Source organism: Caldicoprobacter sp., assembly GCF_047459465.1.
Taxonomy (GTDB): domain Bacteria; phylum Bacillota; class Clostridia; order Caldicoprobacterales; family Caldicoprobacteraceae; genus Caldicoprobacter.
Genome location: NZ_VSCO01000036.1, coordinates 1 through 15,391, shown reverse-complemented (window position 1 = coordinate 15,391; position 15,391 = coordinate 1). Strand labels below are relative to the sequence as shown.

The window sequence follows — 15,391 nt, the reverse complement described above, 5'->3', positions numbered from 1 at the left end:
ATTCTCCCAAAACCGTTAATTCCAACCCTAATTGCCATATGTACATTCCTCCTCGTTTTAAATTTTTTATTATAACCCATGAAACCATGGGACCTATACTTATCATTACAACCTTAAACGCTCAATTGTCATCTGTTTCGGCCAGGCGTATCATTTCGCGCGCTGCACCCTCATCGGTCACCAAGATACCCCTTTTCCAGTGTTTAAAGGCAGCCATTATGGCCTGTGCCTTTTGCCTTCCGCCTGCCACGGCTATAACCTTGGGGATGCGCCTTAAGTTATCCATTTTCAGCCAAATGGAATTGCAAGCATAGACTATTTCGCCCTTTGCGTTGAAAAAATACCCAAATGCCTCGGCTACAGCGCCACGCCTCTCCAGCTCCCGCTGCTGCTCGAGCGTGAAGTTCCTCCTTTGCATCATATCCTGAGCCCGGCCTATTCCATAAATAAGTATATCGGCATTATGAAGGTTGTCAATAACGCTTTTTATGTCCGGTTCATTCAAGAGCGTCTCCATCGACTCGGCTCGCAGCTGGTCTGGTATGTGAAGCAGCCTGTATTGCCCTCCCAATTTCTTGGCAAATATGGAAGCTATCACGTTAGACTGGTGCTCGACGTTTCTACCCATTCCCCCTCTGGCGGGCAACACGACTATATCAGTGTTGTCGTTGACAGGAGAAAGAGCATCGGCTACTGCACCTACGGTGGAACCGCCGGTCACAGCAATTATATTACCCCTTTTAATGATGCTCTCCAAAAATCTTGCAGCAGCTTTGCCTATATCCTTTAAAACCATGGCATCTTCATCCACATCCCCGGGAACCACTATGGCCCGTTCCAAGCCTAGTATACTCCGCAGCTTCTCCTCCAGCTCGCTGAGCCCTTTGAGTTGATGGGTAAAATCTTTAAGCCCCTCAAGCAGCACCTCGCCTTCCGGCGTCACCCTCATCCCCGAAAGGCCAATCTCGAGAAAGCCTGCATTTCTCAAAAATTCCGTCTCGCTGCGGACCACCCTTTCACCCATGCCCAAACGCGCTGCCAACGTTCTCCGGCCTATCGGCTGGAAGTTATATATGCTGCGCAATATAGTATATCTCTTTTCATATACTTCTATTAACTCTGGCACTATTTTCTTAAGAAACATGTGGGTCTGCGACATAGGCCCCACCCTGGACAGAAATTATCCCACCGTGCAAAAAACGTCCCACCCCTACCATAAAAAATAGACGTATCGTCAGCCATCTTTAGATTACGCTTCTTATTTTATATTAAAAAGCCAAGAATTTCAATACAACCACAACAAAAAGTTAAAAATTTATCAAAAAACATCTCAACTCAAAAATACCGTGGGGAGTTTGAACGTATTTGCCCTGGACAACTAAACTTATGATGCAGACGTGCATGTTACAATCATCGGCCACCGCTTGTGCGGTCAACGGCTTAATATATCCGGGCCCACCATCCAAAAACTCCTTTTGCCTTGCAACGATGGACATGGCTACCTTATTGAGGGCCATCCTGCGTTGCTCCACAGCCTTAATGAGCGTGATAGCAGAATCCAGCTTACCTGCAATATATTCTGAAACCTCCTTGTCCAGATGGGGTTTTTGTAATAGATTTAAATACATCCTGTTTATGCGCAGCCGAGGAGCAGCATGCTCCAGAACAAAGACATGGTATTCTTCCCCTATGCGCTTTACCACAACGTCAGGAATGATACATCTTCCTTCCCGCAGGCTAGCAAACCATCTTCCCGGTTTGGACTCCAAAGAACGTATGAGCTTCCTTATACGCTGAACCTCATCAATAGGAATTCCTATCTTTTTACTTATGACTTCCAGCCGATTGTGCATCAGGTCCTTCAAATGTTCGAGTATTATAGCTCTTATGAGGGGCGTAGCTTTGCCCATTTGAGACAGCTGTATCAGCAAGCATTCTTTGAGGCTCCTGGCTCCCACTCCAGGAGGATCAAGGGTCTGAACCAGGCGAAGCATGCGTGAAACCCTGTCCCTATCAACCTTGAGCGTTGCGGCTATTTCGTGTTTGGATACCAGCAGGTAACCGTTTTCATCCAGATTTTCAATGATGAAAGCAGCAATCCTTTCATCATTAGGGGAAATATCCATGTCCTTGAGCTGTGACATAAGGTGCTCCTGCAGAGTAATCCCATTGTACGCCATATTATGGGATTTATGATGCCTCTGCTCCCCGGCATCCGCATTAGCCATATCGTCTGTATCGTCATTACCACAGGCTTCCTGAAACCATTCATCCATGTCCACCGGAAATCTGGTACCGAAGGCATCGCCTGCTTCCCCTTTGAAATCTTCCTGCATCTTAATTAAGGGATTTATCTCCATCTCTCTCTGTATATGGCGATAAAGCTCCTCAGAAGACCACCTCAGCACCTCACGTATTACCGTACCATCAGCATCATTATCCATCCGCCCCGCATTAAAACCAAAGCTCTGACTCACATGAGATTCCCCCCAATAAGACAGCCATAGCTGCTTATTTCAAGCATACCTCAATATCAGTATATTTCAGGTTTCAGGCTATTATATCCACCACCGCAAAATAGGTCCAATCTATGGTTGACCATTTGTTTGGGACCTTAACCTGCCTTTAAGCTCCAGTCCCGGAAATCCCAGCTGCCTCAAAGCCTCATACACGATGATGGCCACCGAGTTGGACAGGTTCAGCGATCTAGCCTCGACCCTCATGGGGATCCGTATGCAGCGGTCATAATATCTCCTGAGCAAGTCCTCAGGAAGTCCGGCCGTTTCCTTGCCAAAAAATATAAAGCTATCAGGGGTATACCGCACAGAAGCGTAATCCTTTGCCGCCTTGGTGGTGGAAAAATAAAAATCTCCTTGTGGATACTGCTTAAATATCTCGTCAACCGAATCGTGATAGTGTATTTCCACCAAGTGCCAGTAATCCAGCCCTGCCCTCTTGAGGTATTTATCCTCAGTGGAAAACCCCAGCGGCCTCACCAGATGAAGGATGCAGCCTGTAGCGGCACAGGTACGAGCTATGTTTCCCGTATTTTGAGGAATTTCTGGTTCTACCAAGACAACGTGCAAAGGCATGATAACCCCCCTTTAAAACCCCGTTTCTTTCAACCACCCTTTCAAAATCTGGGCTGACCTTCTAAATCCTTCCTCTTCAGACTGGCTTAGAGGAAGCGCCAACACCCGGGCGACCCCCTTAGCGTTGACCAGCGTGGGGAGGCTCAGGCATATATCTTCCACTCCATAGTAACCCTCCATAAGCGACGACACCGGCAATACCACGTTCTCATCCCTCAGTATGGCCTCGACTATGCGCCTTACAGCGAGGCCCACCGCATAATAAGTGGCGCCCTTGGCTTCGATTATCTTGTAGGCCGCATTCTTCACCTCTTCGAATATTCTCATTTTTTCATCGCTCTCGCAGGCCCGTCCACACCTCAAGCAGTACTGCTCTATCGGCATTCCGGCTATATTGGTGATACTCCAGGCAGCCACCTCGCTGTCACCGTGTTCGCCTATGATATAAGCGTGAACATTTTGTGGTGCCACATGGCAGTGCTGCCCCAGCAGGAATCTAAAACGCGCGCTGTCCAACACGGTACCAGAACCCATAACCTGAGAAGGATTAAGCCCTGAAATCTTAAGGGTTACGTAGGTCAATATATCCACCGGATTGGTGACCACCAGTATAATGCAGTCCTTGTTGTATTTTACAATATTAGGAACTACTGAGCGAAAGACCTCTATGTTTCTCTTGAGCAGATCAATGCGGGTCTCGCCCGGCTTTTGAGCCACCCCTGCGGTTATGATAACCACATTGGAATCAGCACAATCCTCATACGTACCGGCGCGTATCTTGACAGGGGGAACAAAAGCTATACCGTGATTGAGGTCCATCACTTCGCCTTCCAGCTTCTTCTGATTTACATCCACCAGTACGATTTCGGACGCTGTTCCACCCATCATCAAAGCATAAGCGGTGGTGGCGCCAACAAAACCAGCCCCAATTATGGTCACCTTATTGCCGTAATATTTCGATTCCATGTTATTCACCTTCCCTTTAAATCGACATCTTTATTTTAGTGTCCTTTTTTATATTTTACCACAATTTTAAACTGATGTTCGCCTATACCAGTAAAAGTGCGTTCTGAAGTAGAGTAACCCCCATCAGGGTTTTTTATGCCATAGCGTCAAGAATCCTTCAAAAATAAAGCGAAGCTTGTGCCGCTTTAGAAGGACCCGCAATGCCATCTTGGAACAGCTCAATTAGGCCCAACGTCATACTTGCGCAACCCCTGATTCAATGGTAAAATGTGCATAAAGCAATGATAAAGTGGAGTGATATCCCTTGTCAAACATAGTGCGCCAGATATTCGAGCAAAAGCTAGAAGAGATATACAGCCGCCTGCCTTACAGCGTAAATTTAACCGGCTTTAGGAAAAATTTTTCATCTTTTAAAGAGGTATTACGGCAAGTTGAGGGTGACCGGAACAGCGACCGAGAACAGCCAGCTGAGCAGCTCAACGAAAAAACTTCCACTGTGAAGGCACGGGCCACCGCTGCCCAAAATGGCGCTGCTTCTATCGATGTGCATCTTCAACAGCTTAATAGTCAAAAGTTGTATAGCTCCTGGTTGTTTGCTCCCCTGTCGCCTCAGCTAGCTACGGATGGGTTATTTTCATTGTTCAGCTCTGATACCGATTCCACGTGGGCGTATAACCTGTTACCGTTTATGCAGTTATATTTACAGCAGTTAAATGGGAATGGTACCGGAAATGCTTTAAGCCCGCTGATTGCATTACAGCCATATCACTGGATGATATATGCCTGGCAATCGTTAGCCAGCCAACCAGGCTTTCAAACCCAGTTCGATGGCATCATAGAAGAAGCAGCTAGCAGATATGGCATAAATCCCCAACTCATTAAGGCCATCATCAAGGTGGAGTCCAATTTTAATCCCTATGCCGTATCGCCAGCCGGCGCCATGGGCCTTATGCAGCTCATGCCAGCCACCGCCCAATCCTTAGGGGTAACAAACCCCTTTGATCCGGCACAGAACATCGATGGCGGAGTAAGGTACCTGCAAGGGTTGCTCAACCGCTTCAACGGAAACCTGGACCTGGCCCTGGCGGCTTATAACTGGGGCCCGGCTAACGTTGAGTCAAGTAATATTACCGACTTGAGCGACCCCGAGCAGTTTGCAAAGCTGCCTGCTGAAACTCAGAATTACATAAAGAAAATTCGCCAACTGCTCACCCCTTAAAGGATAAAAACCTTATAGATAAGCCATGATGCAAGAAAAAAGCAACAGCCCTTAATAAGGCTCCGCCAATTGCTGAATCTAAAAATCGCAATAATAGCCATAGAAAGGTTATAAAAAATGGGTTACAGCCATAGTGGCCATAACCCCTTGCGCTGAGCGTCAGTTGATGTTGATCTTTCTGCCACGCCGTGTATATTCCTCGGCTTTGGGGAGCACAATTCTCAGGATGCCGTTCTTGTAATCTGCCTTTACGCCGTCCTCCTTTACGCCTTCCAATAAGAAGGTACGGGATATTTCGCCGTATCTCCTCTCGCGGCGGATGTAATTGGCTCTCTCCTCTTCAACGGCTTCTTTGCGCCTTGCGGAGATGGTCAACCTATCGTCAAACAGTTCGACGTCGATATCTTCCTTATCAAATCCCGGCAGTTCAACCTCGACGATGTATTCCTTATCGGTTTCTTTGACGTCGGCGCGCATGCCGCTTATGCCCGTGCCAAATCCCGTTAAAAATCCCATATCAAATAACTCATCCAAAATATCTCTCCCGAAAAAGTCTCTTATCCATTCGCTGGGCGTCAAATCTGAACGCCTCCTACCGAAGGGGGTAATACCACGCATCATTGACAACACTCCTTTCTTAAAGTATTTTTTGTTTTACCTTAATTTATTATATTTCTTCCTTAACTTATTATATTTCCTTTAGTGTCCGTTATTATTATAGAAACAAAAGTCAAAGTAAGTCAAAGTCAGTTAGGTTTTATTATAGAAGAATAGGTTTCAATATTACCTATTCTTCCCATCAAAAATAGTTTTTTCCCTATAATTCTCACCATTGCTTTAATTTGCTTTTATATCCTTAAATTTATGCACAGCGTGCCATAAGGGCGTATTGACAAAACGGTTACCGAGCCCTTCCCAAAGATGCTTTCCATAAGCTCAACATATCCATCCAACAATTCATTGGGCATGAACACCAACACGGTACCCGCAAAGCCACCGCCGTGTACCCTGTATGCCCCTTTACCGCTGCCCTTCAAGAAGTTCTCGGTTACGCTCAAAGCCAGGGTAATGCCCTGTTCATGGGGCTCCTTATTGGTATAGCAGTTCTGAAGCCATTTCCATGAGCTATCCCCAGATTCGTTCACCAGCCTCAAAAATTCATCAAAATCTCCTCTTTCCAAGGCCTCTACCTGTCGCACCACCCTCTGGTCTTCGGCCAAAAAGTGCATGGCTCTGAGTATGGCACGGTCCCCCACCTGCTTTCTGAGCCTGGGGATATTTTGGATGACATCTTCCATGGTGATCTCCCTGCAAACCTTCTTTCCCAGTGCGCTGGCTACCGCCTTCATCTCACGGGGCACCGAGGCATAATCATCGGTAAGATCAGCATGGCTGCCTCCCGTATTGATGACCAGTAACGAATAGTTTTGGGCTGCAAAATCAAAGCTTATCTTTCGTACAATGGGATTATCAAAATCCTTAAAGTCGATGGTAACAAATCCGCCTACTGCACAGGCAATTTGATCCATCAGCCCGCAGGGTTTGTTGAAATATACGTTTTCGGCATATTGCCCTATCTTGGCTAGGAGTATCTCGTCTATTCTGCCATCATTGTACAGGTAATTTATGATGCTGCTCAGCAGCACTTCAATACATGCTGATGAGCTAAGCCCAGAACCGCCCATCACATCGCTGGTAATATAAGCATTGAAGCCACCGATTCTATAGCCCAGTTCCCTCATGCGTTTGGCAATGCCTCTTATAAGCGCCGAGGTGGTTCCCTCCTCCTCCTTCCTAGGAGCCAGGCTGTCCAGTTCTACCACAAAAGGCTGTGGATATCCTTCGGAATACACCCTTATGACATTATCCGATGATGGCGCTGCCACTGCGATAGCGTCGAGGCTGATGCCTGCTGCCAGTACCCTTCCTGCATTGTGATCTGTATGATTTCCGCCGATTTCTGTTCGGCCAGGAGTGCTGAACATATAGAAACCCTTGGACTCCTCTTGTGGGAAAAATCGGTAATAGCTTTCCACTGCTTGCACGTACCTGTCAATCTGCTTTTCGATGATCTCCGGAGAATGACCATATAGCTTTGCTAGTAAATCCCTGCCCTTTTCGGCCTTCAGCCTTTCCTTGAGCAACTCCAAAGTCATCATGACCTTTACCTCCCCATTTAAAACGCTTTCTTAAAAACGTTTTATCCGAACAAGACACTTGCTGATATGATGCTATGCACATACCAGCTGGCATACATGCAACAAACCCCATTGCCATATGGCACACTTCATTGCTATCTACCTGCTTAGCTGCAGACTCGCCCATTGCTTTAGGACTAATATATTCCTATGACAGTTCATCCTGAGAAAATATGTTCATACAAGTTAAAAGCGCTGGATAGCCCATAAAGCCGCTCATAACCTTTTCATCCCAGCCGTCTCCAGGAAGCGGTCAAAAGCCTGACGTCCCTCCTTGGTAGCCTTAAACACCCCCGCGTGATGCAATACCTGCAGGCACTTCTCCCCCACTGCTTCTTTAATAACTCTTTGAGCAGTTTCACCATCGAGATTGGTACCATACTTGCCAGTCAACTCTTTAATCCAGTGAAGGTGTTTGTTGAGGGGATGGGACTCCTGATTGATATCATCGCTCATAGGCTTTTTCCCGGTCAGTATATCGCAGATAGCCGCCAGCTCGTCCTTCAGACGGCCAGGAAGTATAAACAGCCCCATTACCTCGATAAGACCTATGTTTTCTTTCTTTATATGGTGAAGCTCCTGATGCGGATGGAATATGCCCATGGGATGCTGCTTGCTGGTACGGTTATTCCTAAACACCAGATCAAGCTCATACAGCCCGTCGCTGCTCAGCCTTGCAATGGGGGTAATGGTGTTATGGGGTACTCTCTCCCCTTTCTCATTTATAGAAAACGCCAAAATGTCGACCGACGGGTCGGAGTAGCTCCTCCAAATCTGAAGCAGCTTGTCGGCCAACTCTACCAACACCTGCGGCTTTGGATGGCGTAGCCTCAATACCGACATGGGCCAGTGAACCACGCCTATTTCGACATCGGGATACTCCTGCGATTTGAGATAATATTCTATAGAGGCCCTTTCCATCGGAAAAGTATAATAACCGCCCTGGAAATGATCATGATTGAGTATAGAACCGCCCACAATAGGAAGATCTGCATTGGAGCCAATGAAATAATGGGGAAAGTACTGTAAAAATTCGAAAAGGCGTTCAAAAGTCTCCCGGCTAATTTTCATGGGTACATGCTGCTCGCTTAATACAATGCAATGCTGGTGATAATACACATAAGGCGAATATTGAAAATACCACTGCTCGCCCTTAAGCTTTATGGGCAATACCCGTAGGGTCTGTCGTGCCGGATGGTTGATTCGACCGGCATAGCCCACATTTTCGGGGCATAACAAGCATTTTGGATACCCGACCTGCGGAGCATTTTTAAGGGCAGCTATTTCTCTGGGATCTTTCTCTGGTTTTGTAAGGTTTATGGTTATCTCCAGTTGGCCAAACTCGCTCTCATGCTGCCACTTTATGTTGCGGACAATGCGGCTTACGCGTATATAATCTGACTTCAGGCAAAGATTATAGAAATCATCGGTAGCGGCTTTTACGCCTCTCTCGGCCTTTACCCTGTTGAAACGCTCGATAACCTCTGACGGTTTTGGCATCAGAAGGCCCATTATACGCGTGTCAAACAGGTCCCTATAGGTAAGAGTATTTTCGGGTATAAGCCCCCGCTGAACGGCATAGTCCAGCAGTTCTTCCAGTATGGGCGTGGCCGTCTCTGGTACCTCCAGGTTTTCAAGGTTTAGAGGTTGCGGATAAGGCTCATCTATCTTAAGCAAGTCCAACAGCATGTTCCTGGTATAGGTGACATCAAACCTGGATATCATATCATTGGCCAGCGCAAAAGCCAACAGCTTTTCCACCAGGTAAGCCGCCCGCTGCTGCAAATGGTCCATGTTTACACCCCTTTCAGCCGACGGTTGCGGCAACTATCACCATATTGAGGCTCGAAAAATTTTAAGCACAAATAAGCACAGCAAGAGCAGATTTCCCTGCTCATTCCAGTGACAATTATAGCACATTACGCTCCGGCATTCCATAAAATAACCAAATGCGCGCAAATTTTAATTTAGGAATGCAAAATAAGCTTAAATGCAACCTCCAAATTTTATTTTGTCCTAAATACTAAAAAGCCGATTATAACATTAGATCAAGAAAGAGGCAAAGCAGATAGATACATTCATGAGGAATGGCATAAAGGAGGGCACGAGAATGGACATGACCAGCAGAGGCTACTATACAGTCATTCCTTTATCAATGCGGGATTTCGCACAAATGGATCGGCAAGCGACATGTGCCCAAACTCATGGGTTACCTTGCCATCCACCAGAAATTGAATTTGCCTTACGTTATCGGTATTAACAGGGTCAGTGAGCGAATTTACGATGGCATAGAGTGCTAAAATTTCACCCGTACTTCCAAGCCCTGAAGCATTAAACTTGGAAGGTAGGTCAACAAAAGCAGTTTTTCCGCTTACATAGGCCTTGAGATCCCCCACCGATATGTTGGACGGGATAACTGCCATATGCCCCTCCTGGCTAGGCCCCTCGATCAGCTCGTTTAATATCTCGTTTATTACATCTTTAGAATCATTGCTTATAACCCTGTACTCCGGAACCAGATTCATGGCATCCTTATCGCTGAAATATACCTTGATCCTTTTACCCAACTTAAATAGCAAGCTATCCTTATCGAACTTCCTGTCTAAAGCCAGGGATACCAACGGGGCATTTACATATTCACCGCTTTCATCTTGATAATATATCCTTATCCAATCTATCCCGGGCAAACCCGTCAAGCTGTAAACCAGGGAACCCACCATCAGGGTCTCGGAGTTGGTTTCTTTGTTAAATGAGAGTTTAAACTCTTTCGAAAAATAAAGCTCAACTCCCCTTGATGAATCAGCATCCTCCACAAACTTAACGTCCATAAGCTGAGCCCCAGCAGGTATAGTAGAGTACAGGCCTTCGTTCCCTTTGGCCGGCCCTTTTAGTAATTCGCCTACTATCCCCTCAACGTATTTCCCTTGACTGATAGGAATATCCCTTATTTCTGGAACCAAAAACCTCCTTTCGTAATCCTGGAAATATATTTCCCTCTTGATATACTTGACATCGCCCATTGAAATAAGCTTCTGCTCTTCCAATCTAATTCGTTCCACATCGTTTGGGTATTTCGTTAGAAGCCCTAAAATCTGTCCATCAGCCTTACCGTTATGGGTAAGTTCATAGCCATCCACGTATATCTTCACATACTTAGCTTCCTGAGATTCCAATATGGTGTTTACCAGTGCGGCCCTTGCAATGGTGATATCTTCACTCTTCAAAAATTCCTTTGACAAATATACGCCCACTACATTTCCATATTTCTCTACTTTCTGTAGCGTCACATTAGGTGGTACCACATGTTTCAGATTTTTAACCCTCGGCCCCTGCAAAAATTGGTTTATGATGACACCCAATAGCTGGTCTGTTTTAGAGAGAGTAATAGTTCGTTTCTCGGACTCTAACCTATTGGTATCCGGGTTATAATAGTACATCGTCACATCAACAGGAGAGGCATCAATGTCCTCAAAAATTCCTTCATATATATAAGGCAGATTTTGACTTTGCCCAGCACTTCTTAAAGTTTTAGTAAAATGGTTTTCAGCTACATCTCCTCTGCTCTGCTGCACTTCCATCTTTTCATCTATCTGGCTTCTTGACATCGCACTACAGGAAACCAGTACCGCGGCCACGGCTAGAGATACAACTATCCAAATAAACCTATACATGCTATCCCTCCTTTGCCATCAGCCTGTCGACCATACCCCATTGACCACCAAAGTCTTCACCTTCATCCGCTTTTTATTTACAACAAGCCACTGCCTTTACCTTGCTTTAAACCCTCACTTTCTTCCCTATTAAACATCGCAATTATTGTTAACCTTATGTTCAGCTATTTCTACACTCCGTAAACCTAAAAGTCCATCATTTGACCGCGGTAAAAAAGCTTGGCACTCTCAACTTCCAAATTCCCTCTTCATTTACCAGCCTCAACACTTCACTTTCACGGCTTTCCTTTTTCCCGTTGGCATACTTGATTGCATAAGTCACCGTAACAAAAGCCTCTCCATCGGGCTTAATCTCCTCGCTCAATATAAAATTGTTGCTATCAAACTCCAAACCCGCAACATAAGCCGAATATATCTTTTGTATCTCTTCTATAGGTAGGCGCTCGGTCCCATCGGCATTCTTTCGCGCAAGAAAAGCATCGATCCTTTCCCAATCCGGCTCACCCACCAGGGAATTAAATACCTGCCTTACCGCTTCAGAGGGGTTCAAGATAAAACTCTTGTTACGCGTAAGCGCCATGACTGGGGTGTCCTTATCAACATTGGCCGTTTGCGAGGCTATGAGCTCAATTCCCATTTCTTCATACGTAAGAGCCCGATTGTTGACCAGTATCTTCACCCTGTTGACGCCGTCTAACTCGGTGAGCGAGTTTACGATGGAATAGACACAAAGCCTCTTCATCTGCGCCAACACATTTTCCCTTTGCTCTTCCGGTACATTATCCTTACGCACAGCCGCCAGATCTATATCGCCCCTAAACTCTTCGCTAAAATTTACAAAGACGGTATCGCCATTACGGGTAACATCCAGCAGTTTTACATTGGGTGGCATTATAGCAATCCGCTCAAAGGTAGGGCCTTTGAGCAGCTCGGATACTATCACATACTCAATAGACTGGCTTCCTTTTTGCACCACCCTTTTTTCGGGCACCAAATAATCAGCCAGATAGTGTTTGAAGTACAAAGTCACAGTGACCTGGCTGATCTGAGGTTCAGGGTTTATATACTTCTCCTCCTGTTTGTCGTCCGAAAGGTCTTTCCTGTTAAAAAACATTATCCTGTCAAAAATGATATTGCACCCTACCAACATAACAATTACAACCAAAGTAAAACCCATTATCAATAAACGCCTTAAACCGTACATTACCATATCCCTTCTCTAATTACCATTGCTTTTTTAATTATATCAAAATATTTTTACAAAAAATTTAAATAACTCTAACAAAATAGCAATGCGGCTACTGCGTCATAGATCTAAGCGGTAGCTCTATATAGAAAGCGCTGCCCTTCCCTTCCTCGCTCACTACTCGTATATTCCCTCCGTGTTGCAATACGATCTTCTGTGCTATGGATAGCCCTAATCCGGTGCCACCCGTGGCTCTCGACCTTGCCTTGTCCACCCTGTAGAACCTATCAAAAATGTGCGGCAGGTCCTTAGCCGGTATCCCTATTCCTGTGTCGCTCACCTTCACCACCGCATTATCTGTTCCCTTATAAACCTCAACAGTCACTCTACCTCCTTCCGGCGTATATTTAATGGCATTATCGACGATATTGCTCACTACCTGACGCAACCTGGTCGCATCGCCATACACTGTCAAGCGATCGTCATAGAAAGCCTCAAGGCGTATGTTTTTCCTGTGTGCTAAAATCTGCAAGCCCTTTAGCGTGCTATCCACCAACTCCACTAAGTCCACAGGCTCTTGTTTCAATACTTCACCTTCAGTATCTATTTTCACCAGCGTCAACAGGTCGTTTATAATGGCATTCAGCCTATCTATTTCGGAATCTATATCCTCCAGAAACTCTCGGTAAACAGATGGATCATCGACATCCATGTGAATAAGCGACTCTGTCAACACCTTGATGGCGCTCAAGGGAGTCTTAAGTTCATGCGAGGCATTGGAAACGAATTCATTACGTGCCCTATCCAGGTTTTCAAGCTTCTCGCTCATGATATTGAATGCCTCTCCCAGCTGCCTCAGCTCTTTACTTCCTCGCACCTTTACGCGCTGGTCTAAATGCCCTTGACTCATCTTCTTGATGACATCGGTCAATTCTTTTATGGGCTGTGTGATAAATCCCGATATCATATAGCTGGCTATGATGATAACAGCACTGGTAACTATCAAATAGGCGCTTACCTTGGTTTTTACCTCGGACAGCATTCGCTCAATTCGGGACAAAGAAGTGGATATGATCACCATACCAATGATTCCCTGTTTCTCGTGTTGAATGGGTGCATAGGTGTACAATACTAATTTGGCATCGCGAGAATTCCCGGGCCTTATATACACTTCCTTGGGTTCAACGCTTTCTCCAGCGAGCACGGCCTTGACTTCAGGAAAAAACTGGCTCAAATCTTGCTTTAAAAGGCTATCGGGCCCATACACGATGTTATAGGAATCGTAATCCACCACCCCATTTTTATTCAATATAAGTATTCTAGTGGCTTCCAGCTCTTTGTTGAAAATCTCCTCTCCCAGAGCTTGAAGATCATATACTATGCTGGCAAGAATATCGGGATCACCGCTGGCATAACCATAGGAAACAGCCTGGGCAACCCAGTTAGCGTATAGCCTAAAGGCATTCTTCTTGTTATCGATCATGTACCTTCCCAGAATGTCCAACACTGATATGCCTATGAAAGTGAAGCCAATCAAGATTATTATCAAATACGTTATTACAATTTGCCATCTAAGGCTTAAAAAAAAATTCCTATTTGTCAGCAAAGTAGTAACCCACTCCCCATTTTGTGAATATAAACTCGGGCTGGCTTGGATTCTTCTCTATTTTTTCACGCAGCCTACGTATATGAACATCCACCGTCCTCACATCGCCAAGGTATTCATACTTCCAAATGAGCTCCAGCAAGTTCTCGCGGGTGTATACCTTACCCGGATTGGTAACAAACAGCTTGAGCAGATCAAATTCCTTTGCAGTCAAATTGACTTCTTTGCCATCTATAGTCACGCTGCGGTTTGCCAAATTGATGACCATATTTTTTACCCGAATAATCTGCTTGTCGTCTTTATTGGTTTCATTAATCCTCCTAAAAACGGCCTTAATCCTGGCCTTAAGCTCCAAAATGTTAAATGGCTTTGTTATATAATCATCGGCGCCGTATTCCAGCCCCAGGATCTTATCCATATCCTCCCCTTTGGCCGTCAGCATTATGACAGGCACCGACGATTTCTCCCTTATCCTTTGCAATACCGTTAATCCATCCAGTTTGGGTAACATCACATCCAGAATGACGAGGTCATATTGATTTTCGTCGAACATTTTCATGGCTTCCTCGCCGTCATATGCGGCGTCTATGAGGTAGCCATCCCGTTCCAGGCTAAACTTAAGCCCTTTTACGATAGCAGGCTCATCATCCACCACCAGCAGCTTCTTCGGCATAAGCGCTGTCCCTTCCTTTCATAAAACCTTTATGCACAAATTTTATTGTACCATATAGCAAATATAAAATCAATTTTGCCGAGCCAAGGGGCCTCACCAGGAGGGCTTCGAGAACCTCTTAGTGACAATCGTGCATCATTTAACCGTAATCAAGTCTTTAAGCTGCTCAAAGGTCTTTTCCCCAATCCCCGATACGTTCTTTAGCTCTTCTATGGATTTAAACGGCCCATTCTGCTCCCGGTATTCTATGATCCTCTTGGCTTTGCTGGGGCCAATGCCCGGCAGGGTATCTAATGTGGCCTCGTCAGCAGTATTGATGTTCACTTTCTGCTGACCCTGATTGGACGTAGCACCTAAAACGGTAAAGCTTGGTTCCGACAATTCCTCACCTATCCTAGGAATTTTGTACATGCCTTCATCCTGAACTTTAAGAGCCAAGTTTACTCTTTCCAAGTCTGCATTTTCTAAAGCCCCACCTGCCAGCTCAAGCACATCTACAAGGCGGCTGCCCTCCTCCACCTCTATAACCCCTGGATACCTCACTGCACCCACGATATAGACCTTTATCTTTCTGGAAGACGGCTTGTCCTCATCAAAGCTGTATTGTGCCGATGCCTTTCCACTGGAAATAGCTTCTCCAGAAAGCTCTTGGCTTATATCCACAGATTCGCTGCTGTCAGTAAATGCATCCTTGAAAATGAACGCCGCGGCCGACAAGGCCAGAACAGTGGCTATCACAAGTAAAACCTTCTTTTGATTGACATCGAGGTTGAGCATGGC

The 15,391-nt window shown here is 45.6% G+C and carries 13 protein-coding genes; 1 reads left to right on the top strand and 12 read right to left on the bottom strand.

Translation table 11 applies throughout. From position 1 onward, the window contains the following. Positions 1–121 precede the first annotated feature (121 nt). The 4 genes from FWJ59_RS04030 to FWJ59_RS04015 all read right to left on the bottom strand — a co-directional run bounded on the left by FWJ59_RS04030 (position 122) and on the right by FWJ59_RS04015 (position 4,058). On the bottom strand, positions 122–1,159 hold the full coding sequence (locus FWJ59_RS04030; protein WP_414480700.1) for a sugar-binding transcriptional regulator: 1,038 nt from the start codon (positions 1,157–1,159) through the stop codon (positions 122–124). 148 nt (positions 1,160–1,307) lie between these two features. Next, the gene (gene rpoN, locus FWJ59_RS04025) at positions 1,308–2,477 is read right to left on the bottom strand and encodes an RNA polymerase factor sigma-54 (protein WP_414480699.1); all 1,170 of its coding nucleotides are present in this window, start codon (positions 2,475–2,477) and stop codon (positions 1,308–1,310) included. A 111-nt stretch (positions 2,478–2,588) separates the two neighbouring features. After that, positions 2,589–3,086: a tRNA (uridine(34)/cytosine(34)/5-carboxymethylaminomethyluridine(34)-2'-O)-methyltransferase TrmL gene (gene trmL / locus FWJ59_RS04020; protein WP_414480701.1), complete on the bottom strand. Its 498-nt coding sequence runs from the start codon at positions 3,084–3,086 to the stop codon at positions 2,589–2,591. Positions 3,087–3,104: 18 nt separating this feature from the next. Continuing rightward, positions 3,105–4,058, bottom strand: a complete 954-nt coding sequence (locus FWJ59_RS04015) for an L-lactate dehydrogenase (RefSeq protein ID WP_414480698.1) — start codon at positions 4,056–4,058, stop codon at positions 3,105–3,107. 304 nt (positions 4,059–4,362) lie between these two features. Between FWJ59_RS04015 and FWJ59_RS04010 the strand changes: the two genes are divergently transcribed. Further along, positions 4,363–5,277 (top strand): lytic transglycosylase domain-containing protein, encoded by a 915-nt coding sequence (locus FWJ59_RS04010; protein ID WP_414480697.1) that lies wholly within the window; start codon positions 4,363–4,365, stop codon positions 5,275–5,277. Positions 5,278–5,436: 159 nt separating this feature from the next. Here the strand turns inward: FWJ59_RS04010 and FWJ59_RS04005 are convergent, their stop codons facing one another. From FWJ59_RS04005 to FWJ59_RS03970, 8 genes are all read right to left on the bottom strand, one after another. After that, a complete protein-coding gene (locus FWJ59_RS04005) occupies positions 5,437–5,898 on the bottom strand; it encodes an Hsp20/alpha crystallin family protein (protein WP_414480696.1) in 462 nt (153 codons plus the stop codon). Positions 5,899–6,125: 227 nt separating this feature from the next. Continuing rightward, positions 6,126–7,436 carry a galactokinase gene (locus tag FWJ59_RS04000; RefSeq protein WP_414480695.1) on the bottom strand — a complete coding sequence of 437 codons (1,311 nt, stop codon included), beginning with the start codon at positions 7,434–7,436 and terminating at the stop codon, positions 6,126–6,128. 255 nt (positions 7,437–7,691) lie between these two features. Beyond that, complete coding sequence (locus FWJ59_RS03995) at positions 7,692–9,269, bottom strand: UDP-glucose--hexose-1-phosphate uridylyltransferase (RefSeq protein ID WP_414480694.1); 1,578 nt, start codon at positions 9,267–9,269, stop codon at positions 7,692–7,694. Between the two features lie 347 nt (positions 9,270–9,616). Further along, positions 9,617–11,146: a GerMN domain-containing protein gene (locus FWJ59_RS03990; protein ID WP_414480693.1), complete on the bottom strand. Its 1,530-nt coding sequence runs from the start codon at positions 11,144–11,146 to the stop codon at positions 9,617–9,619. A gap of 196 nt (positions 11,147–11,342) precedes the next feature. After that, on the bottom strand, positions 11,343–12,323 hold the full coding sequence (locus FWJ59_RS03985) for a GerMN domain-containing protein (RefSeq protein WP_414480692.1): 981 nt from the start codon (positions 12,321–12,323) through the stop codon (positions 11,343–11,345). A gap of 121 nt (positions 12,324–12,444) precedes the next feature. Next, positions 12,445–13,869 carry a sensor histidine kinase gene (locus tag FWJ59_RS03980; RefSeq protein WP_414480691.1) on the bottom strand — a complete coding sequence of 475 codons (1,425 nt, stop codon included), beginning with the start codon at positions 13,867–13,869 and terminating at the stop codon, positions 12,445–12,447. A gap of 55 nt (positions 13,870–13,924) precedes the next feature. Then, positions 13,925–14,611: a response regulator transcription factor gene (locus tag FWJ59_RS03975; RefSeq protein WP_414480690.1), complete on the bottom strand. Its 687-nt coding sequence runs from the start codon at positions 14,609–14,611 to the stop codon at positions 13,925–13,927. Between the two features lie 135 nt (positions 14,612–14,746). Then, positions 14,747–15,391: helix-hairpin-helix domain-containing protein (locus FWJ59_RS03970; protein ID WP_414480689.1), on the bottom strand; the 645-nt coding region annotated here is incomplete at its 5' end.